Source organism: Acinetobacter sp. CIP 101934 (assembly GCF_000369585.1).
GTDB classification, from domain to species: Bacteria; Pseudomonadota; Gammaproteobacteria; order Pseudomonadales; family Moraxellaceae; genus Acinetobacter; species Acinetobacter schindleri.
In genome coordinates this window covers 584012-609502 of record NZ_KB850094.1, presented here as the reverse complement: position 1 = coordinate 609502, position 25491 = coordinate 584012, and the positions used below count along the sequence as shown (strand labels likewise).

At 44.2% G+C, this 25491-nt stretch carries 25 protein-coding genes; 7 read left to right on the top strand and 18 right to left on the bottom strand.

All coding sequences use genetic code 11. The annotated features are described in order from the left end of the window. Positions 1-30: 30 nt before the first annotated feature. The 5 genes from F899_RS03360 to F899_RS03340 form a co-directional block, all read right to left on the bottom strand. Positions 31-435 (bottom strand): ExbD/TolR family protein, encoded by a 405-nt coding sequence (locus tag F899_RS03360; RefSeq protein WP_005220866.1) that lies wholly within the window; start codon positions 433-435, stop codon positions 31-33. Continuing rightward, positions 435-1055: a MotA/TolQ/ExbB proton channel family protein gene (locus F899_RS03355; protein WP_005220864.1), complete on the bottom strand. Its 621-nt coding sequence runs from the start codon at positions 1053-1055 to the stop codon at positions 435-437. The genes F899_RS03360 and F899_RS03355 overlap by 1 nt, the downstream gene beginning before the upstream one ends. 25 nt (positions 1056-1080) lie before the next feature. After that, complete coding sequence (locus F899_RS03350) at positions 1081-1854, bottom strand: energy transducer TonB (protein WP_005220862.1); 774 nt, start codon at positions 1852-1854, stop codon at positions 1081-1083. A 205-nt stretch (positions 1855-2059) separates the two neighbouring features. Further along, positions 2060-2926 carry a formyltetrahydrofolate deformylase gene (gene purU, locus F899_RS03345; protein ID WP_004813265.1) on the bottom strand — a complete coding sequence of 289 codons (867 nt, stop codon included), beginning with the start codon at positions 2924-2926 and terminating at the stop codon, positions 2060-2062. A 60-nt stretch (positions 2927-2986) separates the two neighbouring features. Further along, entirely contained in the window at positions 2987-3706 is a 720-nt protein-coding gene (locus tag F899_RS03340) for a TetR/AcrR family transcriptional regulator (RefSeq protein WP_008302057.1), read from the bottom strand. A gap of 136 nt (positions 3707-3842) precedes the next feature. Here F899_RS03340 and F899_RS03335 point away from each other — a divergent pair, with 136 nt between their 5' ends. The 4 genes from F899_RS03335 (at position 3843) to F899_RS03320 (ending at position 7734) form a co-directional block, all read left to right on the top strand. Further along, positions 3843-5291 carry a coniferyl aldehyde dehydrogenase gene (locus tag F899_RS03335; protein ID WP_005220860.1) on the top strand — a complete coding sequence of 483 codons (1449 nt, stop codon included), beginning with the start codon at positions 3843-3845 and terminating at the stop codon, positions 5289-5291. Positions 5292-5456: 165 nt separating this feature from the next. Further along, complete coding sequence (rpmB, locus tag F899_RS03330; protein WP_004813275.1) at positions 5457-5693, top strand: 50S ribosomal protein L28; 237 nt, start codon at positions 5457-5459, stop codon at positions 5691-5693. Between the two features lie 16 nt (positions 5694-5709). Then, a complete protein-coding gene (rpmG, locus tag F899_RS03325; RefSeq protein ID WP_001205031.1) occupies positions 5710-5865 on the top strand; it encodes a 50S ribosomal protein L33 in 156 nt (51 codons plus the stop codon). A 153-nt stretch (positions 5866-6018) separates the two neighbouring features. Next, the gene (locus F899_RS03320; RefSeq protein ID WP_005220858.1) at positions 6019-7734 is read left to right on the top strand and encodes a cation:proton antiporter; all 1716 of its coding nucleotides are present in this window, start codon (positions 6019-6021) and stop codon (positions 7732-7734) included. A gap of 60 nt (positions 7735-7794) precedes the next feature. Here the strand turns inward: F899_RS03320 and F899_RS03315 are convergent, their stop codons facing one another. Continuing rightward, positions 7795-8073, bottom strand: coding sequence for a hypothetical protein (locus tag F899_RS03315; RefSeq protein ID WP_004813278.1), 279 nt, complete (start codon positions 8071-8073; stop codon positions 7795-7797). A 103-nt stretch (positions 8074-8176) separates the two neighbouring features. After that, positions 8177-8680 carry a DUF6586 family protein gene (locus F899_RS03310; protein ID WP_004813280.1) on the bottom strand — a complete coding sequence of 168 codons (504 nt, stop codon included), beginning with the start codon at positions 8678-8680 and terminating at the stop codon, positions 8177-8179. Between the two features lie 513 nt (positions 8681-9193). Here F899_RS03310 and F899_RS03305 point away from each other — a divergent pair. Next, positions 9194-10345: an IS4-like element ISAbe18 family transposase gene (locus tag F899_RS03305; protein WP_004646736.1), complete on the top strand. Its 1152-nt coding sequence runs from the start codon at positions 9194-9196 to the stop codon at positions 10343-10345. 43 nt (positions 10346-10388) lie between these two features. On the opposite strand, the gene F899_RS03300 is transcribed toward F899_RS03305, so the two are convergent. From F899_RS03300 to F899_RS03260, 9 genes are all read right to left on the bottom strand, one after another. After that, complete coding sequence (locus F899_RS03300) at positions 10389-10640, bottom strand: RNA recognition motif domain-containing protein (RefSeq protein ID WP_004890294.1); 252 nt, start codon at positions 10638-10640, stop codon at positions 10389-10391. A gap of 83 nt (positions 10641-10723) precedes the next feature. Continuing rightward, complete coding sequence (locus F899_RS03295) at positions 10724-12712, bottom strand: ATP-dependent helicase (protein WP_005220854.1); 1989 nt, start codon at positions 12710-12712, stop codon at positions 10724-10726. Positions 12713-13002: 290 nt separating this feature from the next. After that, entirely contained in the window at positions 13003-14145 is a 1143-nt protein-coding gene (locus F899_RS03290) for a glycerate kinase family protein (protein ID WP_004813285.1), read from the bottom strand. Between the two features lie 122 nt (positions 14146-14267). Next, positions 14268-15026 carry a hypothetical protein gene (locus F899_RS03285; RefSeq protein WP_005220851.1) on the bottom strand — a complete coding sequence of 253 codons (759 nt, stop codon included), beginning with the start codon at positions 15024-15026 and terminating at the stop codon, positions 14268-14270. A 3-nt stretch (positions 15027-15029) separates the two neighbouring features. Then, a complete protein-coding gene (locus F899_RS03280) occupies positions 15030-15833 on the bottom strand; it encodes an NYN domain-containing protein (RefSeq protein WP_005220844.1) in 804 nt (267 codons plus the stop codon). A 92-nt stretch (positions 15834-15925) separates the two neighbouring features. Next, complete coding sequence (gene topA / locus F899_RS03275; protein WP_005220842.1) at positions 15926-18568, bottom strand: type I DNA topoisomerase; 2643 nt, start codon at positions 18566-18568, stop codon at positions 15926-15928. Between the two features lie 32 nt (positions 18569-18600). After that, positions 18601-19050 carry an ammonium transporter gene (locus F899_RS03270; protein WP_004813293.1) on the bottom strand — a complete coding sequence of 150 codons (450 nt, stop codon included), beginning with the start codon at positions 19048-19050 and terminating at the stop codon, positions 18601-18603. 70 nt (positions 19051-19120) lie between these two features. Next, positions 19121-20119, bottom strand: a complete 999-nt coding sequence (locus tag F899_RS03265; protein ID WP_005220840.1) for a hypothetical protein — start codon at positions 20117-20119, stop codon at positions 19121-19123. A 178-nt stretch (positions 20120-20297) separates the two neighbouring features. After that, a complete protein-coding gene (locus F899_RS03260; RefSeq protein ID WP_004813295.1) occupies positions 20298-20543 on the bottom strand; it encodes a SlyX family protein in 246 nt (81 codons plus the stop codon). Positions 20544-20578: 35 nt separating this feature from the next. Here F899_RS03260 and F899_RS03255 point away from each other — a divergent pair, with 35 nt between their 5' ends. Continuing rightward, positions 20579-22489 (top strand): ATP-binding cassette domain-containing protein, encoded by a 1911-nt coding sequence (locus F899_RS03255; RefSeq protein ID WP_005220838.1) that lies wholly within the window; start codon positions 20579-20581, stop codon positions 22487-22489. A gap of 122 nt (positions 22490-22611) precedes the next feature. Continuing rightward, positions 22612-23547 (top strand): LpxL/LpxP family acyltransferase, encoded by a 936-nt coding sequence (locus F899_RS03250; protein WP_005220836.1) that lies wholly within the window; start codon positions 22612-22614, stop codon positions 23545-23547. Positions 23548-23571: 24 nt separating this feature from the next. Here the strand turns inward: F899_RS03250 and F899_RS15770 are convergent, their stop codons facing one another. Both F899_RS15770 and F899_RS03235 read right to left on the bottom strand, forming a co-directional pair. Further along, positions 23572-23718: a GNAT family N-acetyltransferase gene (locus F899_RS15770; protein ID WP_017401508.1), complete on the bottom strand. Its 147-nt coding sequence runs from the start codon at positions 23716-23718 to the stop codon at positions 23572-23574. Between the two features lie 602 nt (positions 23719-24320). Next, positions 24321-25448, bottom strand: a complete 1128-nt coding sequence (locus F899_RS03235) for an endonuclease/exonuclease/phosphatase family protein (protein WP_004890320.1) — start codon at positions 25446-25448, stop codon at positions 24321-24323. Positions 25449-25491 lie beyond the last annotated feature (43 nt).

Here is a 25491-nt window from a genome sequence, read left to right as displayed (position 1 = left end):
CTCAGGTCGCTTTTTTTAATCTTGGAAAAATCAGTTATCGGTGGCAAAAGCAATATCGGTGAGTCCGGCTCCACTCGCGCGTGACATCACTTGAGCAACGGTGTCATAACGTGATTCTTTATCCGCCTTCAATACAATCGTTGGCTGACGCTCTGCCTGCCCTGCTTCATTGAAACGGGTTTCCAGCTGTTCCAGGCTAAGCACATCACCATTCCATGCCACATCACCCTGAGAGTTAATGCTGATGGTAATGTTCTCTGGCGGAAGATCAATAATTTCCGCAGTCGTTTGTGGCAAGGTTAATGGAATTGATGGGTTCGCAACGGTCGCTGTCACCAGGAAGATGATCATCAATACCAACATAATGTCGATCAGGGGAATGAGGTTCATCTCATTCATGCCTGTATCGTTGTCTTCACCCAGTTGAAAAGCCATCAAACTTGACCTCCCACTAAACTCTCTTGTGCAACTTTGCTTTCAGCTTTCTTTGCAGATTCCTGTTGCAGCATCGTATCAATCAATAAGCTATGAGCATGGTCTTGTAGTTCATGCGATAAACCACGGTTAAAACGTACCGCGATGTTATAAGCCAATACAGCTGGAATCGCCACTGCCAGACCCAGACCTGTCATGATCAGTGCTTCACCTACGGGTGTTGCCACCTGAGCCAGACCTGCCTGACCGCTCTTACCCACTGCTACCAGTGCATGGAAGATGCCCCATACTGTACCGAATAAACCAATGAAAGGTGAAATCGATGCGATGGTACCCAGAAATGACACACCTTTTTCCGCATTGGCTTTTTCAGCTGCAATCTGGCGTAGCAATGCTTGTTCAGCTACGGCTTTGCGTTGTTCAAAGCCCAAAGGCGCCATTTTTGATTTCAGTTTATCTAGGGCATCAGATAACTGTGCATAAGCCACTTGTTTGAGTTGGCGCGTACCGAGTAAACGCAGTACAAAGATCGTCCATGTCGCAATCGACATTGCCAGTAACACAAAATAAAGTGTTTTACTGACTGCATCAGCATGTTGCCAATAAACTGAAAAGTTCATATTCGAACTCCTAATGGGTTAGCCGTTATCTGGTAATCTGGAAGTCAAAGGGCTGCTCAACACGTGTTGGATAAGCAACGCCATTTTCAACATATTTGGTTAATTGTGCACGACGTACAGCAGACTCGACCTTACGGTTAATCGAAGGACTGCAGCTTGAATTACGTGCTGTCGCAGCCACTACCTTGCCCTGTTCATTCGCTGAGATATCGACCACCATGGAACAGGAACTTTTCAATTCACCTGCTGACATCGATACTTTTGGCGTACGCAACCAGGTCACACCACCACCCAAAGAAACACTCTTAGGAGAAGGAGGCGCAGGTGGTGCCGGTGGCACAACAGGCGCAGGCGGTGCCACAGGTGCTGGTGGAGGTGTCGGAGCGACTTTAGTTTCTTTCACGACCGTTGGTACAACCGGACTTGGCGTTGGTTTTGCTTCAACTGGTGGTGCCACAACCTTAGGCGTTTCAGCCTTCTTCACTTCCTGGATTTTTTCAACCTTCTTCGGAGGTGGTGGCAACGGTTTTTCAACAATCTTGACCTCTTTCGGCTTCGGCGGCTCTTTCTTCGGCTCAGGCTTTGGCTTCGGGGGTAATGGTTTTGGTGCTTCCTGCAGTTTTACAAAGCGAACCTTCATCGGCTCCTTGTCTACAGGCTTGAGGTCAGGTGCTTCCATCTGGCTGACAGCCCACAATAGGCCAACATGTCCCACCAGCACAGCCGCCATGACAGCTGCAACTTTCTTTTTCATCTGGTTGGGTGGAGTAGGCATCATAGGAGAAGCAACTTGGCTCATTAAATCTTTTACCTTGAAGAGATGATATGAAACAAATAATCAAGCTCATCGCTTAGCACAATTAAAGTACGCCAATAATAAATGAGAAGGGTTTTCATTTGCAATAACAATCCCCAACTTTCTTCATTTTTTCGACAAATGAGAGAAACAACTCAAATAAAAAAGGCATACTTAAAGTATGCCTTTTTGAATGATGATGCAAGATTTATTGGAATACCACTGTCTTGTTACCATCCACAATAATACGGTCTTCCAGATGCCATCTTACGGCACGTGCCAGTACATTACGCTCTACGTCCTGCCCCAGTTCACGCAGCTGCTCTACAGTAAAGTCATGGTTTACACGCTCTACGTCCTGCTCAATGATTGGACCTTGGTCCAGATCAGCCGTTACATAGTGGGCAGTCGCACCGATCAGTTTCACGCCTTTTTCATAAGCCTGCTTGTACGGATTCGCACCTACAAACGCTGGCAGGAATGAATGGTGAATGTTGATCACTTTCATTTCCCATTTTTGTACAAATTCTTCATCCAGAATCTGCATATAGCGTGCCAGTACTAACAAATCATTGCCTTGCATCAGCTCATCAATTTTTGCATAAGCTTCACGTTTGTTGTCTTTAGTCACTGGCACTACTTCAAATGGAATACCAAAATTTTCAACCGATTCACGCAGCGTTTCATGATTCGATACTACTTTGGTGATTTCACATGGCAGACCGCCACGTGCATGACGCCATAACAGCTCAAGTAAAGCGTGATCAACTTTAGACACCAGAATGCCGACTTTTTTCACATCACTTACCAGCGCCAGACGCCAATGCATGTTATAGCGTTCCGCAACATTGACGGCAAAAGTCTGTAACAGGCTTTCTTTACGGCTTTGCAGGTTATCGAGTTCAAACTCAACACGCATGAAGTAACGTCCGCCCTGAGCTTCTGTCGCGTATTGATCAAGCGCAGTAATATTGGCGCCCTGATGATACAAGAAGCTTGAAACAGCCTGCACGATGCCCGGCTTGTCTTCACAAGTAATCAATAAACGTGCGGTGTTAGCAGTCGTCATATTCATGTTGGTAAACGTCACTAATCAGATAAATTAAAAAATAAGCCGAGTATTCTAGCGCGTTTCTTAATTATTCTGAATAGTTTGTTCAGTTTCCCGATCTTTAGCGGATGACAGACTGGCAAAAAGCTCGGAAGAACCAAAAGAGTTCAACAAGCTTTCATAGGTATGACGGCTTTCACCACGCAGATAGGCGCCTTCCAGGAACACCATTTGACGCAATGCCTGCCAGACCCATTTTTCTTCCAGATGGTTCGAGTCGGTAATATGACCAGACATATACAGGAAGTTGGTCCAGTTGGTCAGCACGATCCACAGGTTGATAATTAAGGCTTCAATTTCCGAATCAGTCATTTCCATTAAGCCAGCATTGACAAAGGCTTTATAAATTTTTTGTCCCTGCTGCATGACTTCACCCGCAAAGCGCGGATACAGCTTGCGGAAGTCTTCATTATTTTCCACTAGGTGATACACATCACGATGCAGGAAACGATAGGCCCATAACTGGCTGCTGAGTACTTGAAAATAATGAATCTTGTCATTGGCATCCAGCGGACGGTCATCCGGCAATGCCAGCATTTCCAGGGTTTCCTTCTGGTACTGCTCCATCAGTTCCTTGATGATTTCATTCTTATTACGGAAATGATAGTACAGGTTACCCGGGCTCATGCCGAGTTCAGCAGCAATATGATTCGTCGTAACAGAACGCTCACCACGCTCATTAAATAACTGCAAACTGAGCTGCAAAATACGTTCTTTCGTTTTCAACGTTTTGGTTTGGGACATCCTAAAATAACCATTCAGTTCATATACCCGCACGCACCAGCAGCGCATTGACGGTCGAGTACACAAAGTAACTTGACTAATTAGAGTATTTACTCTAAAAATAAATAATCGATTTTCTTAAAAGTGGTAGTGCTGCATGAACAGTCACACAAAAACGACATTAATGACACCACATTTTTTTGACAGCCAGTGCCTTAATGACATCTTGGCACAACAAAAACATGCCTACTTACGTTACCCGTTGCCGACTGCAAAGGAACGTATCGATCGTTTAGCTCGACTTAAGCGTATCTTAGTTAAGTATCAAGATCAATTTGCCGATGCAATTAATCAGGATTATGGCAACCGTTCGATTGGGGAAACCAAAATCGGGGAACTGTTAACCTGCCTGGAACACATCAAATATTACAGCAAGAATCTGACTGGCTGGATGAAACCATCCCAGCGTCACGTCAGCATTATTCACCAGCCAGCCAAAGCCTGGGTGCAGTACCAGCCTTTGGGCGTGGTCGGCATTATTGCACCCTGGAACTATCCTTTACTCCTCTCGATTGGCCCATTGGTCTGTGCACTGGCTGCAGGCAACCATGCCATGATTAAAATTTCGAGTGCTTCTGCTCATTTTGGAGCTGTACTTGAAACAGCCTTGGCGGAAGCCTTTCCAAAAGAACTGGTCGCAGTGATTACTGGTGGCGGTGCAGTATCTGATGCCTTTTGTCGCTTGGCTTTCGATAAAATGATTTTCACGGGCTCAACCGCGGTGGGTAAAACCGTGATGGCAGCAGCTGCAGAAAATCTGGTGCCGGTGATTCTGGAACTCGGTGGTAAATCACCTGTTCTGGTTCATCCATCTATTGATATTGAAGATGTGGCAGAGCGTATTGCCGTGGGTAAACTCTGGAATGCCGGTCAAACCTGTGTGGCCCCTGACTATATGTTCCTGCCACGCGGTAAAACCGCTGAATTTATCGACCATTTCCGCAGCTATGTGGAAACCATGTATCCAGATATCACCCATAACCAGGACTACACTTCGATTGTGAATGACAAGCAGTACAACCGTCTGCAAGGCTATTTAGAGGATGCACGTGCACATGGCGCCCAGGTTATTGAAATCAACCCGCGTAATGAAACACCGGCAGATCTGCGTAAAATAGCACCGACCATTCTGACCAATGTGACGCCAGATATGGATATCATGAAAAATGAAATCTTCGGTCCGCTGCTGCCAATCATGGAATATGATCAAATTGACGATGTAATCGACTTTATTAATAGCCGTCCGCGTCCACTTGCATTATACTATTTCGACTTTGATCAGGCGCGTGCCGATTATGTCGCACAGCGTACCCATTCAGGGCACTTCGGCCAGAACACGGTACTCACTCATGTTGCACAGGATGACCTGCCATTTGGCGGCGTTGGCGCTTCGGGGATGGGTAAATACCATGGGCCAGAAGGCTTCTTCAGTTTGTCGCATGAACGGTCTGTAATGTCCAATCCTAAGCTGTATAGCTTGAAATACATTCTCCCGCCGTTTAATAAGCCGATTCATAAACTGATTTCGAAGACTCTTCTTCGATAAATGATCAAGGCATGAGCTGTTGCACCAACTCATGCCCGGTTTTAGACAAAATCGCTTGTCTTTTAAGCGCATTTTTGGTATAAAACGCCCCTTGAATGAATTCAATCCGTTTATTTTTGACTGGCCATACAGATTTGCTGTTGGCTAAATCAATGGAGTTACACCATGTCTAAGGTTTGCCAAGTTACCGGCAAGCGTCCAGTCGTTGGTAACAACGTCTCACACGCCAACAACAAAACTAAGCGCCGGTTCGAGCCGAACCTGCACCAACACCGCTTCTGGTTAGAAAGCGAAAAACGTTTCGTACGTCTTCGTCTTACTACTAAAGGTATGCGTATTATCGATAAATTGGGCATTGAAAAGGTTGTTGCTGACCTTCGTGCTCAAGGTCAAAAGATCTAAGTAAGGAGTCAGGACAATGCGTGATAAGATTCGCTTAGTTTCTTCAGCTGGTACAGGTTATTTCTATACCACTACTAAGAACAAACGTACTATGCCGGAAAAAATGGAAATCAAAAAATTTGATCCAAAAATCCGTCAACACGTGATCTTCAAAGAAGCTAAAATTAAATAATTTTAGTTTTTTGAAAAAAAGCGACCTTTTAGGGTCGTTTTTTTTTGCATTTTTTTTATTCAGCTTGATAAACTTTCTTTTTGTTTTGGCACTTTTTGTGCTTATTTCCCATAAAAAACTGAAATTTTAAAATTCACCTTAAAGGAGTGTTTAGTGCCACATGACGTAGATCTCATCATATTACTGGCTGTAGGCTTTGGACTGGCGCTGGCATTCGGCTATATCGCTGCACGCTTGCGTCTACCCCCCTTGATCGGATATCTGATTGCCGGGATCCTGATTAGCCCCAATACCCCTGGGGTAGTCGGTGACATCCAGCTCGCCAACCAGCTTGCCGAATTAGGCGTCATGTTCCTGATGTTTGGTGTCGGGATGCACTTTTCCTTAAATGACCTGATGCAGGTAAGGCGTATTGCTCTGCCTGGTGCGATCCTGCAAATTGCAGTGGCTACCCTGCTTGGCGTTGGTGTCTCCATGCTCTGGGGCTGGAGTTTCGGTTCTGCGCTTGTTTTTGGTTTAAGCCTATCCTGTGCCAGTACTGTCGTGCTCCTTAAAGCACTGGGAGACCGTGGTCTGCTTGAATCCATTAACGGTAAGATCGCCGTGGGCTGGCTGCTGGTTGAAGATCTGGTCATGGTATTGGCACTGGTGTTACTTCCTGCAACTGCAGTTTTACTCGGTGGTCAGGCACTGGAAGGCAGCAGTGATGGGAATATCTGGCTCACCTTGGGCATTACCCTACTCAAGGTCGCAGGCTTTATTGCCTTTATGCTGATTGTTGGTAAACGTCTAATACCAATGATCATGCAGGTTGTCGCGCGTCTAGGCTCACGTGAACTGTTTACGCTAACTGTTGTGGCCGCTGCCGTATCGATCGCTTTTGGTGCCTACAAAGTCTTTGGTGTCTCTATGGCACTAGGTGCATTCTTTGCGGGTATGGTCGTGAAAGAATCTGACTTCAGCCATCGTGCAGAAGAAGAAACCCTTCCGCTACGTGAAATTTTCTCGATTCTATTCTTCGTTTCTGTCGGTATGCTGTTTGATCCGCGGATTATGATTGAGCAACCCCTGCATGTGCTGGCGGTTGTTGCCATTATTATGATTGGTAAGACCATTGCTGCGATGGCACTAGTACTATTCTTCCGTTATCCAATCAACACAGCGCTGACAGTGGGTGCGTCACTGGCGCAAATCGGTGAATTCTCGTTCATTCTTGCTGCACTTGGAATATCGCTAAATCTGCTGTCACTGGAAGGGCAAAACCTGATTCTGGCGGGTGCCTTGATTTCAATTACTCTGAACTCTTTTATTTTCGCTGCCATCGAACCAGTACAGAAATGGATTCGCGAACGTTCCAACCTGGCGCGTTTACTGGAGCGCAGTGGCGATCCACTGGCCATGCTGCCTGATGAAGTATCCCAGGACTACCTGCGCGATCAGGTAGTGATTGTTGGCCATGGTGAAGTGGGACGTCGCATCACGACTTCTTTGATGGAACAAAACATTAAAGTTGTGATTGCCGAAGAAAACCGGGAGATTGTGGAAAAATTGCGTGCCAAAGGCATTGCAGCGGTATCGGGTGTAGCGACTGAACCAGGCGTCTTGATTCAGGCCCATATTCAGCATGCACGTCTGTTGGTTATTTCCCCTATGGATATTCTGGACATTCATAAAATCGTAGATATTGCCAAAACTTTAAATCCTGAAATTCAGGTACTGGTCTGTGCCGAAAGTAAGGAAGAAGCTGAAGTTATCCGCCGCGATAATGTGGGTGCGGTGTACTATGCTAAAGAAGAAATGGCGAAGAACATGAGTCGTCATATCCTGCATCAGATTCAGATTGCCCATCAGAATCCATCACCTCATTAAAACTATAAAATAAAAAAGCGCACTTTAAAGTGCGCTTTTTTATTTAGAATGGGAGAGCAATCAACTTAAATATTTTGGTTTTTCATCCACAATTTCAGCCTGCATTTCATTTGCCTGCTTTTCGAGCAGGCCAAATAAAGCCGCCTGAATCATATGCTGAGCAACCACCGGGGTCTGATCACCGAGAAGTGCTTTTACTTCATCATTAAACTGAATAATGACCAATGGCTGTTTTTCTGAGCCTGCATTGCGTAATGCTAACTCACCACTTTCCAGTTGAACGAGTTCTAAAATCGCTTCTTGACTACCAAATAGTTCTTTCAATTGTTCTATAGACATATGTCCTCCATGTTCAACATGGTGGCAAAGCGCAGAATCACTTTGCATCGCTGTTTATTGGATATATGGTTAATAATTTCAATTTCAAGGGCCATTGGTCGGATTAAAATTCCACCATCTCATTGCGAAAACCATCAATCAATTGTGTCAGGTCTCGATGCCATTCACGCAGGATTGCTGTATCTGGTAACCACGCTTGAGGTGTTTGAGTGACTTTAATAATCAGTTTAGAAGATGTTTCATCTTCAGGCTCCGGCACACTCGGCTCGGGTGTGTACTGACACAAACGATAAGCACGCTTCAGCTCAGCGATAAAGCCGTCTTTAGAAAGTTGCTGCATTACGGTGACTTCTGGAGAGATCTGCCCTTTCGCAGCCATCTGCTCTTCAATCGATTTCAAGGTCGGACTCAGATCATTTAAACGGTAATAACGCACCAGTTCCTGCAAAAAAGCCAAGACTGCACCATGCAAATGGAAAACTGCTGATTCACGATGTGCCTGAGCCTGCTGGACATGATCGGTTTGCTCTGCCTGCTGACAGGCAAGGCGGGCGAAATAAAGTTTCTGATTGGTACGGTCCGCATGATAGCGAGCAACACGAGTCATGGATTTTTCCTAAGTGTTAAAACAAATTTTGGCTTTTATAACTTAAGACCAGATCATTATTTTTACAATGGAATTTATTTTATTTATTGATCTTTTCAGGAAATATGAACAACCGGGCTAAATTACTGACGTAATTTATTTTAATTTTTGAGGAGTCATTAAATCTCTTTCATAAATCAAAAAATGATCATGCTATTCATATTTAAATAGATATTTAAAGCCCTTATCCCTCTGGAATGAGATGCACTGCTTCGCAAGAGGATGAGGGAATGTTCTTTATAGTGATTAAAAATGATTTATGACAAAACTCTATTTTATTGAATGGATAATAAAGTTTGGATTGAGTTATTCAACCAGAAGCTCTAACTATTTGGTCATTCAAAAAAGTTATTTCCATAAAAAAGGAGCATTATCTGCACTGCTGTCCCATAGTTTGCTTTAAATAAAAAAACCTGAGTCCTAACAGTTAAAATATGAGTGCAAACAAACACTTTAACGACCAGGATTCAGGTTTTGTCACATCAGAATACCGTATTTCATGAGCTAATTAAACCTGTTGTGCGACAGGATTTTGAACAACTTGCTAAAGTACACCATGTTGGACAGAAATTTAGAGCGGCTTCCCGGTGGGATCAGTTTATTGCCATATTGATGTCTCAATTCTCTTGTAGGCAAAGTCTGAGAGATATTCAATCCAATTTGGAGTGCCAACAGGAAAAGCTAAGTCATCTCGGAGCAAAGTCTATTCCCCGAAGCACGCTGGCACGAATCAATGAGCAGCAGCCTGCTGCCTTATATCAACAGCTATTTTACAAGTTGCTTAAATACTATGAACACTCAAAAGTAGCTCATAAATTTCGCTTTAAGAATCCCTTGTATTCCTTGGATGCCAGTCATATTGACCTGTCGCTTTCCTTATGTGAATGGGCCAAAGTTCACGACTCAAAAGCCAGCATGAAACTCAGCATAGGATTGAATCACAGCAATGATATTCCTGAGTTTGTTGCAGTTGAAAATGGCAAAGAAAATGACATGGTACAAGGCCGCAAATTCCAGTTTCCTGCTGGCAGCATTGTAGTTTTTGATAAAGGCTATGTCGATTACCAATGGTATGCAAATCTGACTGCTCAAAACATTGGATTTGTCACACGTTTTAGGCCTAAATCTGTGTATCAGGTGATCCAGCAACATCCAGTGCTTGAATCCAAAGGTATTCTAAAAGATGAAACCATTCAGCTGAATAGCGCACATGCCCTAAAAAGAAAAGCCCCAGTGTTAAGAAGAATTGAATATAGAGATCAGCAAAGTGGCAAGCACTTTAGTTTTCTCAGCAATAACTTTCATTTAGCCGCCTCCACCATTGCGGCGATTTATAAAGATCGTTGGAAAGTTGAGCTGTTCTTTAAGGCGATTAAGCAGAATCTCAAATTAAAAGCGTTTCTAGGCCGCAGCAGGAACGCAATTCAGACACAAATCTGGATTGCGATGATCGCCTATTTATTGGTGAGTTTCGCTCAACATTTAGGAAAAACGGGTTGGACAGTTCAACGTTTACTCAGAATAATTCAGGTGAATTTGTTTGAAAGAAGAACTTTAAAAGCTTTATTTTCACCCGATAAAATACCCATAAAACAAGAGGAAGCTCAAATGAGCTTCCTCTTGTGAAAAATTGTGGGACAGCAATGGCATTATCTGCTCCTTTTTCTATTTACGCCTGTGGCTTTTCTTCAGCCTGTTTCACACGAATGCCTGTACCATGTAAGCGCAAGGTATTCAGACCTTTGATCGCTTTAACTGCTTCACGGCCATGCGGCATTTCTACAAAGGCAAAGCCTTTAGACTTACCAGTTTCAGCATCCAGCACCAGTGTACAAGTATCCACTGTGCCATATTGCTTGAACAATTCCAGTAACTCAGCCTCTGTCACAGTACGTTCCAAGTTACGAACTAAAATTTTCATTTGATAACCTTAAGAAGATAGGCAAAAAACATCAAAAAGCACTCGCCTACTCTACTTTTTGCATACAACAATATCTGTCTAGTTTAATCGAGATCAATGCCAAAATCTAAATTAATCGACTGGCGCTCGATTAAGGCACTTTTCACGGTTTGCTGACGGGTCTTGTAATGGGTTTCCGTAGTACACAGCTGCCGAGTTAGGTCATTCATAAAATAACTTTCGACTTTACGGCCCTGCTCATCCACTGTTTCGCGTGCCCAGTGATTCAGATTCTGTTTTGTCAAAATCAACTCATTCTGCGCACGGGTCAACGCCACATACAGCACCCGGCGTTCTTCTTCGACATCATCAAAATCACCTTGCGCGCGCGCATGAGGGTACTGTCCCGGTGTCACATTCGCCACATAACAGACTTTCTGCTCTGTGCCTTTGGCAGAATGGATGGTGATTAAGGTCACCACATCAAGATCTGACTGTCTTTCAATTTCAGAAATAGAGACCGGATCGAGCACATATTCTTCCAGAAACTCACTCACTTGAGCATGTTTGGAAGCTAACTGTTTAACCAATTCAAAATCCCCCTGACGGCGATTCCAGTCCTTTTTATAGTTCTCGGCCAGTTGCGCTTCAATGGCCTGGACTGCCAGACCCACACAGGCCTGTACTTCGGTTTTGAGTACCGCCATTTGCTTCATAATCAGAATGGTTTCTAGGGGGATCTTGCCAAATTTTTCCAGCTTGTCGGCAATGATATCCATCTCTGGCTCAGCTAAAAGTTGCTGTGACAGCTTACTCGCTCCGACATCACCCACACCATTCCACAACGTTAAAAACCGCATCCAGGCGATATCATCCAGCGGATTGGCCACCACACGCAACAGACTGAGCAGATCTTTTACATGTGCAGTTTCTAACAGTTTCATCCCGCCGATGAATCGATACGGAACATTGGCCGCGATACAAGCTGCTTCAATATGTCGCGCTGCATAACTGGAACGTACCAGCACCATATGATCGGACCATTTGCTGCCTTGCAGATAATGGCGCTCTTTAATATCAATCGCGATCCATTTGGCTTCATCAAACTCATTCGGGAAGATATGCATTTTTGGCTTAATGCCTTCACCCCGATGTGCATCCAGCCGCTTGTCATATTTAATTTCGGATTGATCCAGCAGCCAGTTGGACAGGTCTAGAATTTCCTGAGTCGAGCGGTAATTTTTTTCCAGTTTAAAAATCTGTGCATCAGGCACACGCTCTTTGAAATGGTGAATATTTTCAAAGTCCGCACCACGGAAGCCATAAATTGACTGTGCATCATCTCCAACACAGAACAGACTGATATGATCTTTGAGTGGTTCTAGCAAGGCCCATTGCAATGGATTGGTGTCCTGCATCTCATCGACCAGCATATGACGGCAGATTGAAGCAACATAATCCACCAGTCCTTCTGATTGTGCCAATGCACTCGCGACCACCGCCAGAATATCGTCATAGTCCAGGAAACTACGTGCCTTTTTACGTGTTTCGTATTCTTTCATGATGTCAGCAATCTGGTCTTTCAGCGCCAGATATTCCGGCATCTGTTTTTCCAGCGCCAGACTCAGCTTCTGACGGGTATTGCGTGCAAAGGAATACAGGTCACACAACTCTTGTGGCTTGGGTAGGTAATTCGGGTTTTTCTTGTCATCGCGTCCGCGAATCAGACGGAACATCATCAACTGATCATCACGATCAATAATCGAAAACTGCTCCAGTCCAAATGCTTTGGGAATCCGGCGCAGCAGATACATACAGAAGGTATGGAAAGTCGATGCCCGCAGACCTTTGGCCTCCTCCCCCAAAGCCAATTCTACACGCGCGACAATTTCACTGGCTGCACGACGGGTAAAAGTCAAAATCTGAATCTGATTGGCGGGTACGCCCTGATCGATCAGATAAGCTGCACGTGCGACGATGGTTTTAGTTTTGCCACAGCCCGCCCCAGCCAAGACCAAACTGTGCTTTGCTTCAGTCGTCGCAGCTTGTTTTTGTTGGGGGTTCAGTTCATCTATTAGGGTGGCTAAACTCATGATCACTCATCATTCTGTGGATGCGTGTAGTTTAACAGATCACTCTTATAATTATGGCTTTTCATCCGCGCTAAAACAGCACCCAATTTTATCTCTAGATTTGCTATAGGGTCGACGGCATGGATGCCGTCTGCTGGATTGGGGTATAGGGATATCCCCTCAATCCAGTAAAGGATTTTCGTTACCTTGCGAAGCAGTGCCTCTCATCCAGGAAAAGTAAGATCTGCTTACGCATTATTATCTACCATTATGTAAAGCTTTTGCAGCAATGACTATCTTGCAAGAGAAAACTAAGTCCTCGGTTCCAAAATATTTTTAATAGTTTTGGACACTGCTTTTTCCAGATTCACTTCCCCATTTTTTAATGCTTCTTCCAAGCTACAATCTGGTGGATTAATTCCCACAATCTGACTAAAGCCGGCATCAAATAAAGACTCAATTCCTTCACCCACCAGACCAGCAAAAGCTAACACCGGTTTATTGAACTGCTGTGCGACCTGAGCAACGCCAAACGGTGTTTTGCCTAAGGCCGTTTGGCTGTCAATCTTGCCTTCACCAGTCAGTACATAATCCGCTTGAGCAATTTTTTCGGCTAATCGGCTTTGCTCAATAATCAATTCCACACCGGATTGCAACTTGGCATCCGCAAATGCCATAAGGCCAAAACCCAAACCACCCGCTGCACCCGAGCCTGCTACATTCTTTATAGAAATACCTAAACTTGCTTCGACCAGATTAGCATAATGGTTGAGATTACGATCCAGTTGCTGCACCATTTCCGGAGTTGCTCCCTTCTGCGGCCCAAAGATTGCCGAAGCGCCATTCGGTCCACACAGTGGATTATTGACATCAGAAGCGATTAGAATTTCGGTGTTTTTCAAACGAGCATCTAACTGGGAAATATCTATTTGATTAATCTGATCTAGATTACCGCCGCAGACCTGAATCGCTTCACCTGTACTATTGAAAAACTGGACACCCAATGCCTGTGCCATCCCGGCACCGCCGTCATTGGTGACACTACCACCAAGTCCAATAATGATTTTTTCAATACCGCGATCTAATGCTTGTTTGATCATCTCTCCTGTGCCATAGGTTGAGGTCAGCATCGGGTTACGTTGTTCTGCTGCGAGCAAATGTATGCCATTGGCTTTGGCCATTTCAAGGACGGCCGTTCGACCATAATCGACTATGGCAAAATAAGTAGACACTTGCTGAGTCACTAAAGGCCCAGTCACCATACAGGTAATACCTTGACCATCCAAGGAGCGCAGCAAGGCCTCTACTGTTCCCTCACCACCATCTGCCATAGGCACAGCAATACAGCATGCATCAGGAAAGACCTGTAGAACACCGCGTTGCATAGCTTGGCACGCTTGCTCGGCTGACATACTTTCCTTAAAGGAATCGGGTGCCAGGACAAAAGTATGCATATTCTTCTCAATTATTAATATTTTATGGTTAGCAGTTTCAGTCTATCTATAAGCTCATAAGCCAGTATCAAATTTATTTACAAGCACGACTAAAGTTCTGGGTAAATTCAGCATTATCCACATCAGTGTTTCCAACCCAATTCAATCGCAGTGATCTCATTAATTAGAGTCTGGCTTAAAGATTCTGGCATTTTACTTGACGTTTGAGAGGTTGGAATATGTCCTGCCATCAGTTCTGCTTTGGCTTGCGGAAACAAAGGTTGCTGATCTGGAAATGCATATCCCACAGGATACATCGGCTGACCGGTCGCCAGATCATATTTATCGCTGGCTCCAAAGGCATGTAATAGCTCATGTACAAGGACAATCTTGTTTTGTTCAGTCTGTTTCCTGGAAGCGAACAGGTTCACTGATCCAATCCGGCCTTTTTGTAAAGCTGTTGAATGCTTTAACACTTTATGCTGTGCTGGATCATAGTAGTTTAAATATAAGATCACATTGGCCGAAGGATCTGAACTTTGCTGCTGTTGCCAGGCATAGAAACGGAATTTCAGGCTCCAGACAATGGTATCTATAACTGAGGCCTGCTCAGGAACTTTAGGCGGTATTTCTTTCAGTTCACGTCCAAGATTAAAATAGAAGTAGGTTGGTTGATCACGATACTGCTGCGCAGCCTTTTCCAGATATTCTTGTGCTCCATTTAAATCCTGAGCCGAGAGCTGCTGAATATATTGTTGGGTAGCTGCTGAACCATCAGCATTAATTGGATGCAACAAAACAAAAATAGGCTTGGACCAGTCCTGGTTTTGGTCACGATAGGCATTGACTGCGACCATAAATAAGATCAGTAGCAGAATCAGGATTCGGATTTTTTTCCACATGCTTTAAGCACTCTGTTTTTTTATTTTTCTAAGAAACATCTGGCTCATTTCAATTTTAGTTTCAAAAAGATTTAAAGTCTTGATTAATCCAGAAAGTTTGGCACGACCATAATTACGAGAGTCAAAATCAGGTTTTACCGCACTTATGTATTGCCCAACCATACTTAAATTGGCCCAACCATTTTCATCTGCATTATCTTTTACAGCTTTATAAATTAAATTAAGTGTGGCTCGGTCCATCCCTTCAGGTAACTGAATTTCCTTTTGGGCAGATATGGTTTTTTGTCCACTTGTCTTGCTAATATCCGAAACTTTTTTATCGGTTAAGTCTGTTTCTTCACTATCCTCATTATTTTTAATTTCACTATCTACAATTAAGTTTTCAACATAAATAAACTTATCACATGCTTTTTTGAATGCTTCAGGTGTAGCTTTTTTGCCAAAACCATAGACAGTGAGACCATTTTCACGAATACGTGAAGCTAAGGGCGTGAAATCACTATCACTGGATACAATACAGAACCCATCTAATGCTCCTGCATAAAGTAAGTCCATAGCATCAATAATCAGGATCATGTCTGTTGCGTCTTTACCTTTGGTATAGGCAAATTGCTGTACAGGTGTAATTGCATGTGGAAGTAAAACATCGCGCCAATTTTTTAAGGTTTCACTGCTCCAATCTCCATAAACACGTTTAACACTGGCAATACCGTATTTAGCAACTTCTTCTAATACTGATGCGATTGCATTAATCGATGAATTATCCGCATCAATGAGCACTGCGAATTTTTTTGTTTGAATATCCACACCTTCCCCAAATTTTATTATTAATCAAATTTCTAAAATTTATTCTGCCATAAAAAATGCCGACTGATGTCGGCATTTTTTACTTTTAGCTTTTAGGCTTCAACCCATTTTCCATCCTGGTAGACCAGCGACCATTTGGTTTGCTTACCTTCAGGTGTTTCTGAACCAATATATTGCGACTGGTTCTTACGGCTGAACTTCACCAAGGTTGGATTCCCTTCAGGATCTACATCTGGCGCCTGCAAGATAAACTGATACTTCGGATCCAGCTGCTCTGCAACGGTACGTAGTTCCGCCACCTTCGGTGCACGGGTTTCACGTACTTTAGGGAATTTGCTCGCTGCCAGGAACAGACCTGCGGCACCATCACGCAGGACAAAGAAGTCATCATGCTTGGTTGAGCGTAAGTGTTCCATCTTGATTGGATCAACACGCGGTGGCGCAGGCTGACCATTTTTCAAAACCTTACGGGTATTTTCACAGCTGGTGCAGGCAAAATAAGGACCAAAACGGCCAGTCTTCAGCTGCATTTCGCCATCACATTTGTCACATGGAATGGTTGGGCCATCATAGCCCTTGATCTTGAACTCACCTTCTTCCAGTTCAAAACCGGCACAGTCCGGGTTGTTACCACAGATATGCAGTTTACGACCGCCATCAATGACATAGCTATCCATCGCAGTTGAGCAGATCGGACAACGTTTTTTCGACATCAGATCAGCAGTTTCAGCGGCATCATCGTCAGAAAGTGCAGCCAAAGACTCAACTGGGGTCAAGTTCAGTGTACCTTTACAACGCTCTTTAGGCGGCAGGTTATAACCTGAACAACCCAAGAATACACCTGTGGTTCCGGTACGGATCTGCATCGGACGGTCGCATTCTTTACAGTGCACGGCATTGACTTCTACCGGCTGGTTACGGCGCATACCGCTCTCACCCTGTGCATTGGTCAAACGCTTCTTAAAGTCACCGTAGAAGCTGTCTAAAAGATCTTTCCAGTTCCGTTCACCATCTGCCACCTTATCCAGCTGACCTTCAAGATCTGCTGTAAAAGCATAGTTCATCAGGTTGTTGAAACTTTCATCCAGACGATCAGTAACGATCTCACCCATTTTTTCAGCAAACAGGCGACGGTTATCCAGTTTCACATAACCACGATCCTGAATGGTCGAGATAATCGCGGCATAGGTCGAAGGACGGCCAATACCACGTTTTTCAAGTTCTTTTACCAAGGAGGCTTCAGTGAAGCGTGCAGGTGGTTTAGTGAAATGTTGAGAAGGATCAAGTTTCTCTAGCTTGAGGACTTCACCCACTTTGACAGCTGGCAATAAAATATCGTCATCTGCCTTGTTGGCACCACGAACTTTGGTGAAACCATCAAATACCAGAGTACGGCCTTTGGCCTTCAGCTCCACACCATTGGCATCGACTAAAATCGTAGAAGATAAATATTCAGCAGGTGTCATCTGACAGGCAACAAACTGACGCCAGATCAGGTCATACAAACGCTGTGCATCTCGTTCCACACCAACCAGGCTATCACCTTTTAAGCCAACAGTTGAAGGACGAATTGCTTCGTGGGCTTCCTGCGCACCGGCTTTATTACCATAACGGTTTGGCTTGGCTGGTAAATATTTTTCACCAAATTCAGATTCGATGTGACCACGTACCATATTGACTGCATCATCGCTCAAGAACGTAGAGTCAGTACGCATATAGGTAATAAAGCCCGCTTCATACAGACGCTGTGCCAGCATCATGGTTTTCTTCACAGAGAAGCCTAAACGTGTGCTGGCTGCCTGCTGTAGCGTTGAAGTGATATACGGCGCGCTTGGATTGACCTTGGTTGGTTTATCCTCACGGCTCATCACCTTGTATTCGGCATCTTTGATCAGGTTCAACAAAGCATCAGTTTCAGCTTTATTGTGCAGCTTTAAGGTCTTACCATTTTGCTTCACTGCTTCCAGGCGAATGTCATCTTTTTTCGCTTTGGTATCAGCAAATACTTGCCAGTATTCTTCAGGAATAAAGGCACGGATTTCACGTTCACGCTCAACCACCAGTTTTACTGCAACGGATTGCACACGGCCTGCCGACAAACCACGGGCAATTTTTTCCCACAGCAATGGCGAGATCATAAAGCCCACGACACGGTCCAGGAACCGGCGTGCCTGTTGAGCATTGACTTTGTTGGTATCCAGACGGGTTGGATGCTTGAATGCTTCCTGAATGGCATTTTTGGTAATTTCGTTGAAGACCACACGCTGGTAACGAGAATCATCACCGCCGATCACCTCTTTTAAGTGCCAGGCAATCGCTTCCCCTTCACGGTCCAAATCCGTTGCCAGGTAGACTTCATCAACTTGCGAGGCCAGTTTTTTCAGTTCAGCAACCACATGCTCTTTGCCAGGCAGGACTTCGTATTTAGCTTTCCAGTCGTGTTCCGGGTCTACGCCCATACGGTTAATCAACGCCTGCTGTGATTTTTCCGCTTTTTCTGCTTCAGTCAGCTTGGTTCGCGTTGCTGGTTTTTTCTCTGTACTTTTGGCAGAGCCGCCTGTCGGTAAATCACGTACGTGACCGACAGATGATTTCACAATGTAGTTCGAACCGAGGTATTTGTTGATTGTTTTCGCTTTTGCAGGCGACTCCACAATCACTAAGGCACGCTTATTTCCAGCGTCGGAAGACTTCGCTGTGCTGCTTTTTGATGTGGACCGAGGAGCGTTCGCCATAATTAACCGTTAATCCTGTATATTCTAAAAAATTAAAGTTCAGCCAAGGAATGTAATAGTGCCTTGATGTCATCGAGCTGGGCCGCTTTTAGATCAGCTTCTTCATCCCAATACAGTCCAACACAGTTTGCCTGCATATCAATAGCATAAATGCCTTTTAATGCAATGGGAAAATCTTTAAATTTGTCATCGCCTTGTACCAGCTCAAGCTTTTGATCGACCACACGGGCACGCATCAGTGGCAAACGTGCGTCTGGTATCAGCACACTATAATAAGCCACCATACTGGCACGCTTTTCAGTGGCCATCGGCACTTTGGTCCAGTCAGGAGCCACAACCAGACGTGGGTGTAATCCCATCTTGCGGGCTTTCTCACGCATCATGCCCAAAGCTCTTTCTCGTGGGCTGACACGCAGACCAAAAATAGATCCCAGTACAAATACAATGATGACGACAGCAACCCAGATTCCTGTATTTTCCATAGCTCAACCTTTATGTTCTATTATTAGAGTTGCATAAGCTCAATATAAAACGCAAGTTTGCGCGACAAAATTAATTCAGGAACATCTCATGGCTGTAGAGAACTTCATGACCATTCCAGTAAATATAGCCTTTCTCCAGCAGTTCCTTCAGCAATAAACGCACATCGGATTTTGGAAATAACTGTTCCAGTAAATCTCGCAATTCATAAATATCTTTAGGCTTGTCACCTTGCAGTTCACGCAGCTTGCGTGCCACTTCCATTTGTACCGGATCAATGCGGTCAAAGTTTTTGAACAATCCCTGTTGTGCAGACTGAATGGCAGATTGTTCTTCAATGACTTTTTCTGGCTCTTCCGGGGTCAATTCAGCAATGGCCTGACTCAGATCAAGCGATGTAGTTGGTGCAGCAGACAGATCCAGTTGTGACCATTGCTTTAATACCTTTTTACGGAAGGCAATCTGATCCTCATAGCGTTTTACAATCTTGAAGTTAATCAGCATTCCGACTACATGCTGTGCTTTGCCTGGCAGTACTTGCAGAATATTTGCCACAGAATTTTTCAGGCTTTCCAGTGTGGTTGGCTTGCCTGGCATTTTCGCCAGTGCATCACAATATTTTTTCACCAGTTGTAAAGCGGGTTTCTGCTGAATCGTGTCGAGACTTGGGATATTGAATTTAGGATTGGCTTTTTTATCCTGTTCCGGTTCTGCCTGTACCTGAATCAGGCTACAACTAATGTCAGATGCAATCAGCATTTGCATCAGCATTTCACTGCTGTCCATGGCTGAAATCAGTTCCACATGCGTGTCCGGTTCCAGCAGTGCCATCAGCTGTCCGACAATGACCGCATATTCATATTCACGGTGTTCAGCTTCAGGAATGTCCAGAATGACCACTTGCCCACTGGCGATCCAGCCTGCCAGTTCGGTCAGGTCTTCCAGTTCAAATTCAAACTTGCCGGCACAGCTAAACAGGTACAAGATTGGATAATGCTTGGTGATTTCACGTAATAGAGTGGCGGTCGGGAAATTATTTTCAAGATCGAGTAAAACAACTTTCTGTGACATGGAACACCAATCTGAACAAAACCTGGAAGCGCTATTAGAGGGGCAAGCGTGAAAAAGGTCAAATTATTTTAAGCATGGCTAGTTTTACTGACTAGGATTACCCTGCTGAAACAAAGCATAGACCCATTAAAGCGAAAACCCTCACAATCGAGGGTTTTCTACATGACCAATTACATAATTAATAATGCGGTGGTCGATCAATAATCGGGTCGAATTCTGCAATGCCTTCGGACAAATCTGCCGACTCAACACGTTGATATAACAGTGTCATTTGCTTCTGAAGATTGATGATTTCCAGATTCTGCCTGGTCACCTGCTGATTCAACTGTTCAACTAAATCGTCCAAAAATGCAATTCGGACTTGCAAATCTTCAATGGGTGCGGAAAATGACGCCTGTTCATTTAGATTTTGTTGTTTAGTCATTTTAAGTCCTCATCATAGGATTTCAGGAAACCATTATGGCATATATTACCCTAAGGGACGTCCAACTCGCGTTTGGCGGACCTGCACTGCTCGACGGCGCTAACTTTAATTTAGAACGCGGTGAACGAGTGTGTTTGATTGGCCGTAATGGTGAAGGTAAGTCTACCTTACTTAAACTGATTGAAGGAAGCCTGTTACCTGACAGTGGTGAAGTTTCCTTACAAAATGGCATCACAATTTCCATGTTGGCCCAAGACGTGCCGATGGATTCAGGCAAAGTCGCCGATATCGTGGCGGATGGCGCAGGTGAAGCATCAGAAGTTCTACGTGCTTATCATGAAGCCAGCGAAGCCTGCGTACTGGGTGATATGGAAGCTTGTGACCGCATGGGTTCATTGCAGCACAAGATGGATCAGCTGGATGGCTGGGCTTTAGAAACCAAGGTGAACTCTATCCTGAGTAAAATGGGCCTGGATCCGGATGCAGACCTTGCCGATTTATCCGGTGGCCGTAAGCGTCGTGTGCTGCTGGCTCGTGCCCTGCTGACCCAACCAGACGTTCTGTTACTTGATGAACCGACCAACCATCTGGACGTGGAAAGTATTGAATGGTTAGAGAAATTCCTGCTCGATCAAAATAATTTAACGCTTCTGTTTATTTCGCATGACCGTTCATTTGTAGACAGCATTGCAACCCGTATTGTTGAACTGGATCGTGGTACATTGCGTAGCTACGAAGGTAACTATTCACGTTATCTCGAGCTTAAAGCACAGCAGATGGAAGCCGAAGAAAAGCAGAATGCGCTGTTTGACAAGCGTCTTGCTGAAGAGGAGGTATGGATTCGCCAAGGAATTAAAGCGCGTCGTACTCGTAATGAAGGTCGTGTCCGTGCGCTTAAAGCATTACGCGAAGAATCAAAAGCACGCCGCTCACAACAAGGTAAAGTGAGCATGGCAACTCAGGATGCGAGCCGTTCTGGTAAAGTCGTATTTGAGATTGAACATCTCAGCGTGAAATTTGGTGACAATGCACCAATTATTAATGACTTCTCGGCACTGGTAATGCGTGGCGACCGTATTGGTTTAGTCGGTGATAACGGTGTTGGTAAAACCACACTGATTAAAGCGATTTTAGGCCAGCTTGAGCATGGCGGTACAGTGAAAACTGGTACACAGCTTGAAGTGGCTTATTTTGACCAGTTACGTAACGTACTGGATCTGGAAAAATCGGTAAAAGATAACGTCGCTGAAGGTTCTGACCATGTCGATATCAATGGCAGTCGTCGTCATATCTATAGCTATTTACAAGATTTCCTGTTCTCGCCTGAACGTGCCCGTACACCAGTAAAAGCGCTGTCTGGTGGTGAACGTAACCGTATTTTGCTGGCAAAACTGTTGCTTAAACCATCAAACCTGATTGTGATGGACGAACCAACCAATGATCTGGATATGGTGACCCTTGAACTATTAGAAGAAATGTTAAGTGGCTATAAAGGCACATTACTGCTGATCTCGCATGACCGTGCCTTTATGGACAACGTCGTGACCTCAACCTGGGTATTTGATGGTAAAGGCAATATCGATGAATATATCGGTGGTTATCAGGATTATTTAGAACAGCGTCCGAACCAGACAGCAGTCGATCAAAAATCTGCCGTTAAAAAAGCCGCAGCCAAAGCTGAAGCCGCAGCGGCTGCCGCTGCTCCTGCACCGAAAAAGGTGAAACTCAGCTACAAAGATCAACGTGAACTTGAACAATTGCCTGCAGAAATCGAAGCACTGGAAAGTGAACAGGCTGAACTTTCTGACAAACTGGCAGATGGCTCATGGTTTGTGAAAGATGCAGCAGCAGCGACCAAGGCATCTGAACGTCTAGGTGAAATTGACGAGATTTTGCTGGAAAAAATGGAACGCTGGGATGAACTGGAAAATATGACCAAAGGTTAAGTTTTCTATTTCTCCAATGCCAAGCATCTGTATTCGTACAGATGCTTTTTTTATTTTCACTTTTTTGTTTCAAAAAGCTCTTCTGCTACACTGCAGATATCTTGAGGTTTAAATAGCAGATTATGAGTAAAAAGCCAGATTACCAACCCGGTGAATTTCAGTGGGCCTTCCTGTCTCCCCAGTATTGGGGCATATGGATTGGCATTGTATTCCTGATGATTCTGGCGATTTTACCTTGGGCGATTCAGTACCGTCTGGCTTCTTTACTGGGTAGCTTAAGTTTTAAATATCTCAAATCTCGCCGTGAAACTACAGTGCGCAATCTGGAAGTGTGTTTTCCAGAATGGTCTGCGCAAGAAGTGCAGAAAAATTCCCGTCAGGTCTTTATTGACCAGATGCTCGGTGTGTTTGAAACCTTAAATGCCTGGTACACGCCAAAATGGTTTAAAGGCCGTGTAACTATTGAAGGTCTGGAATATATCCAGCAAGCACAAGCTGAAGGAAAAGGTGCATTATTACTCGGTATGCACTCTACCCTGCTGGATGCTGGCGGCTACCTGTGTGCCCAATATTTTGAACCGGATGTCGTCTATCGTCCGCAGAATAACCCCTTGCTGGATATGCTGATTTATCGCTGCCGTGCCACAATTTATGCCAACCAGATTGACCATGATGATATGCGTGGTCTGGTGCGTAATCTGAAAAATGGACATGCGATCTGGTACAGCCCGGATCAGGATTTCGGTTTAAAACAAGGCGTAATGGCACCATTTTTTGGCGTTCCTGCTGCAACCGTGACCGCACATCGTCGTTTATTAAAAATGACCAAAGCCGCTGCGATCCCACTGTATTTCTACCGTCACGGCGATATCAAAAATCCAAAATATCATGTCCTGATTGAGCCACCCGTTGAAAACCTGCCAAGCGCAGATGAACTGGATGATGCCACTCGCGTGAACCAGATTATTGAACGCCAGTTACGGATCGCCCCAACGCAATATATGTGGTTCCATCGCCGTTTTAAGACCCGCCCACAGGGTTATGATTCGATTTATTGAGTTCTCGAGCTCTTTCATCATGGATTAATGATTTGTTCCCTGATAAATCCACATGGCTTCAGTCTGTCCGGCACGACTAAAGCCTAAAGCTTGATAAAAGCCGGTAGCATGCTGGTCAGCAACTAAAATTTTTTGATGAAATCCTGAATAACGCTCTAGCATGGCCTGCATAATTCGGCGACCAATGCCCTACCCTTGTAATTCTGAATGAACCAGTAAATGGGAAAATACATCACCAGTTAGCCATCAGAAATGGCATTACCGAGTCCAACCAGTCAACCATTCATACCGGCAGTCACAAGACTATGAGAATGGTTCAAGGCTTCTAAAAGCAGTTACGGTTTTTTTAGCTGCTGACCATCGATTGGCATGATAGAGTTCAAATATTTCAAATTCCTGAGCTGAGTCACTGTCAGAAATAATAAACTGCATACACGTTTTTCAGAAATTATTTCAACTCTATAAATTGTTTTAATAATCAATTAAATAAAAAATAAAATTAAAGCTCTAAAATAGTTTAACCCGGGCTCTACATCCTGTAAAAACCCGGGTTAATGAGGTTGTGCTTTCAACATTTTAATTCTTGGTTTTTTGTGATTTCCATTTCATCATCATATCCATGATGTCTTCATTCAGCTTCGTCTTCCTTATGAGAAATTCCCTTCTCGACTCCCTGTGCTGATATAAGCAGAATATTGGAATCATCGAGGAATAAATATCGTTTAAGACCCCAATCTGTGTAAGCCATTTCGTACACTTTTCCGATAAATCCATCACACTTTTGAACCATTTTTGTAGGTTTGAGCAATTTCATCCGTGACTATTTTTTCTTCTTTCTCAGCTTTTTCAATACCTTCTTGTATAGCTTCCTGAGCCTGTTGCTCATCTTCTTCAGTCTGTTCCAGTTCTTCTTGTACATGATCAAAGACTCGCCCGGTTTGTAGTACCACAAACACCGGAAAATGATCCGAGCCCACATGTGGCAAACGCTCCATATGGACTAAAGCAAAGTCGGTACTGTGAAAGACATGGTCAAGTGACCAGCGGAACATCGGATAATCGGCATGAAAGGTATTCACATAACGGCGCCCGACACGCGGGTCGAGCAAGCCACTAATACGCTGAAACAAACGTGTAGTACGTGACCAGGCGACATCATTCAGATCGCCCATCACAATACAGCTTTCATCGAGATCCTTGATTTGATCTCCAACAATCAGCAATTCAGCATCACGCAGTTTCGAGTCCTTGGCTTCAGTCGGACTTGGCGGTTTCGGATGAAGGCAATATAACTGAACCGGATGGCCAGAACGTAAAGTGACTGTGGTATGAATTGAAGGAATTTCATTACTCAAAATAAATTTCACTTCGGTGTCACTGAGTTTTAATTTACTGTAGAGATGCATCCCATAAAGGTTATCTAAAGGCACAGGTACACGGTACGGATAGTCCGCTTCAATCATTGAGAGTTGTTTCTGCCATTCTGAATTGGTTTCCAGCGTCAGTACCAGATCTGGAGTTAAACGTTGAATCTGTTCGAGTAATAGATGATATTTTTCATTGGTCATTAACACGTTAGAAACCAGTAAAGAAATTTGTTTGCTTGGATCCAGTTGCTGCCGTTTGACCTTCTTCACCTGTTTCTTCCAGATAAAGGTATAAGGCAAGACCATCTTCAACTGGTAGGCTTGTGCCGCGACTAGTCCTACAAAAATACTTTGGTCTATCAAGGTCCAGGAATGCTCCCAGAATATATAAAGCCCTAGTGCAATGAAGCCAATGATCAGAATTTGTAGTCGCGGGAAATCGGCGCCACGGATCCACCATTCATCACGAGGAATCAGGGACCAGAAACTGAGCCAGATGACCAGCACTGACAATATCTGAATAAACAAAATCATAAAGTAACTCTTTTACTATGTTGTTATTTTTTCTAGAAGAAAA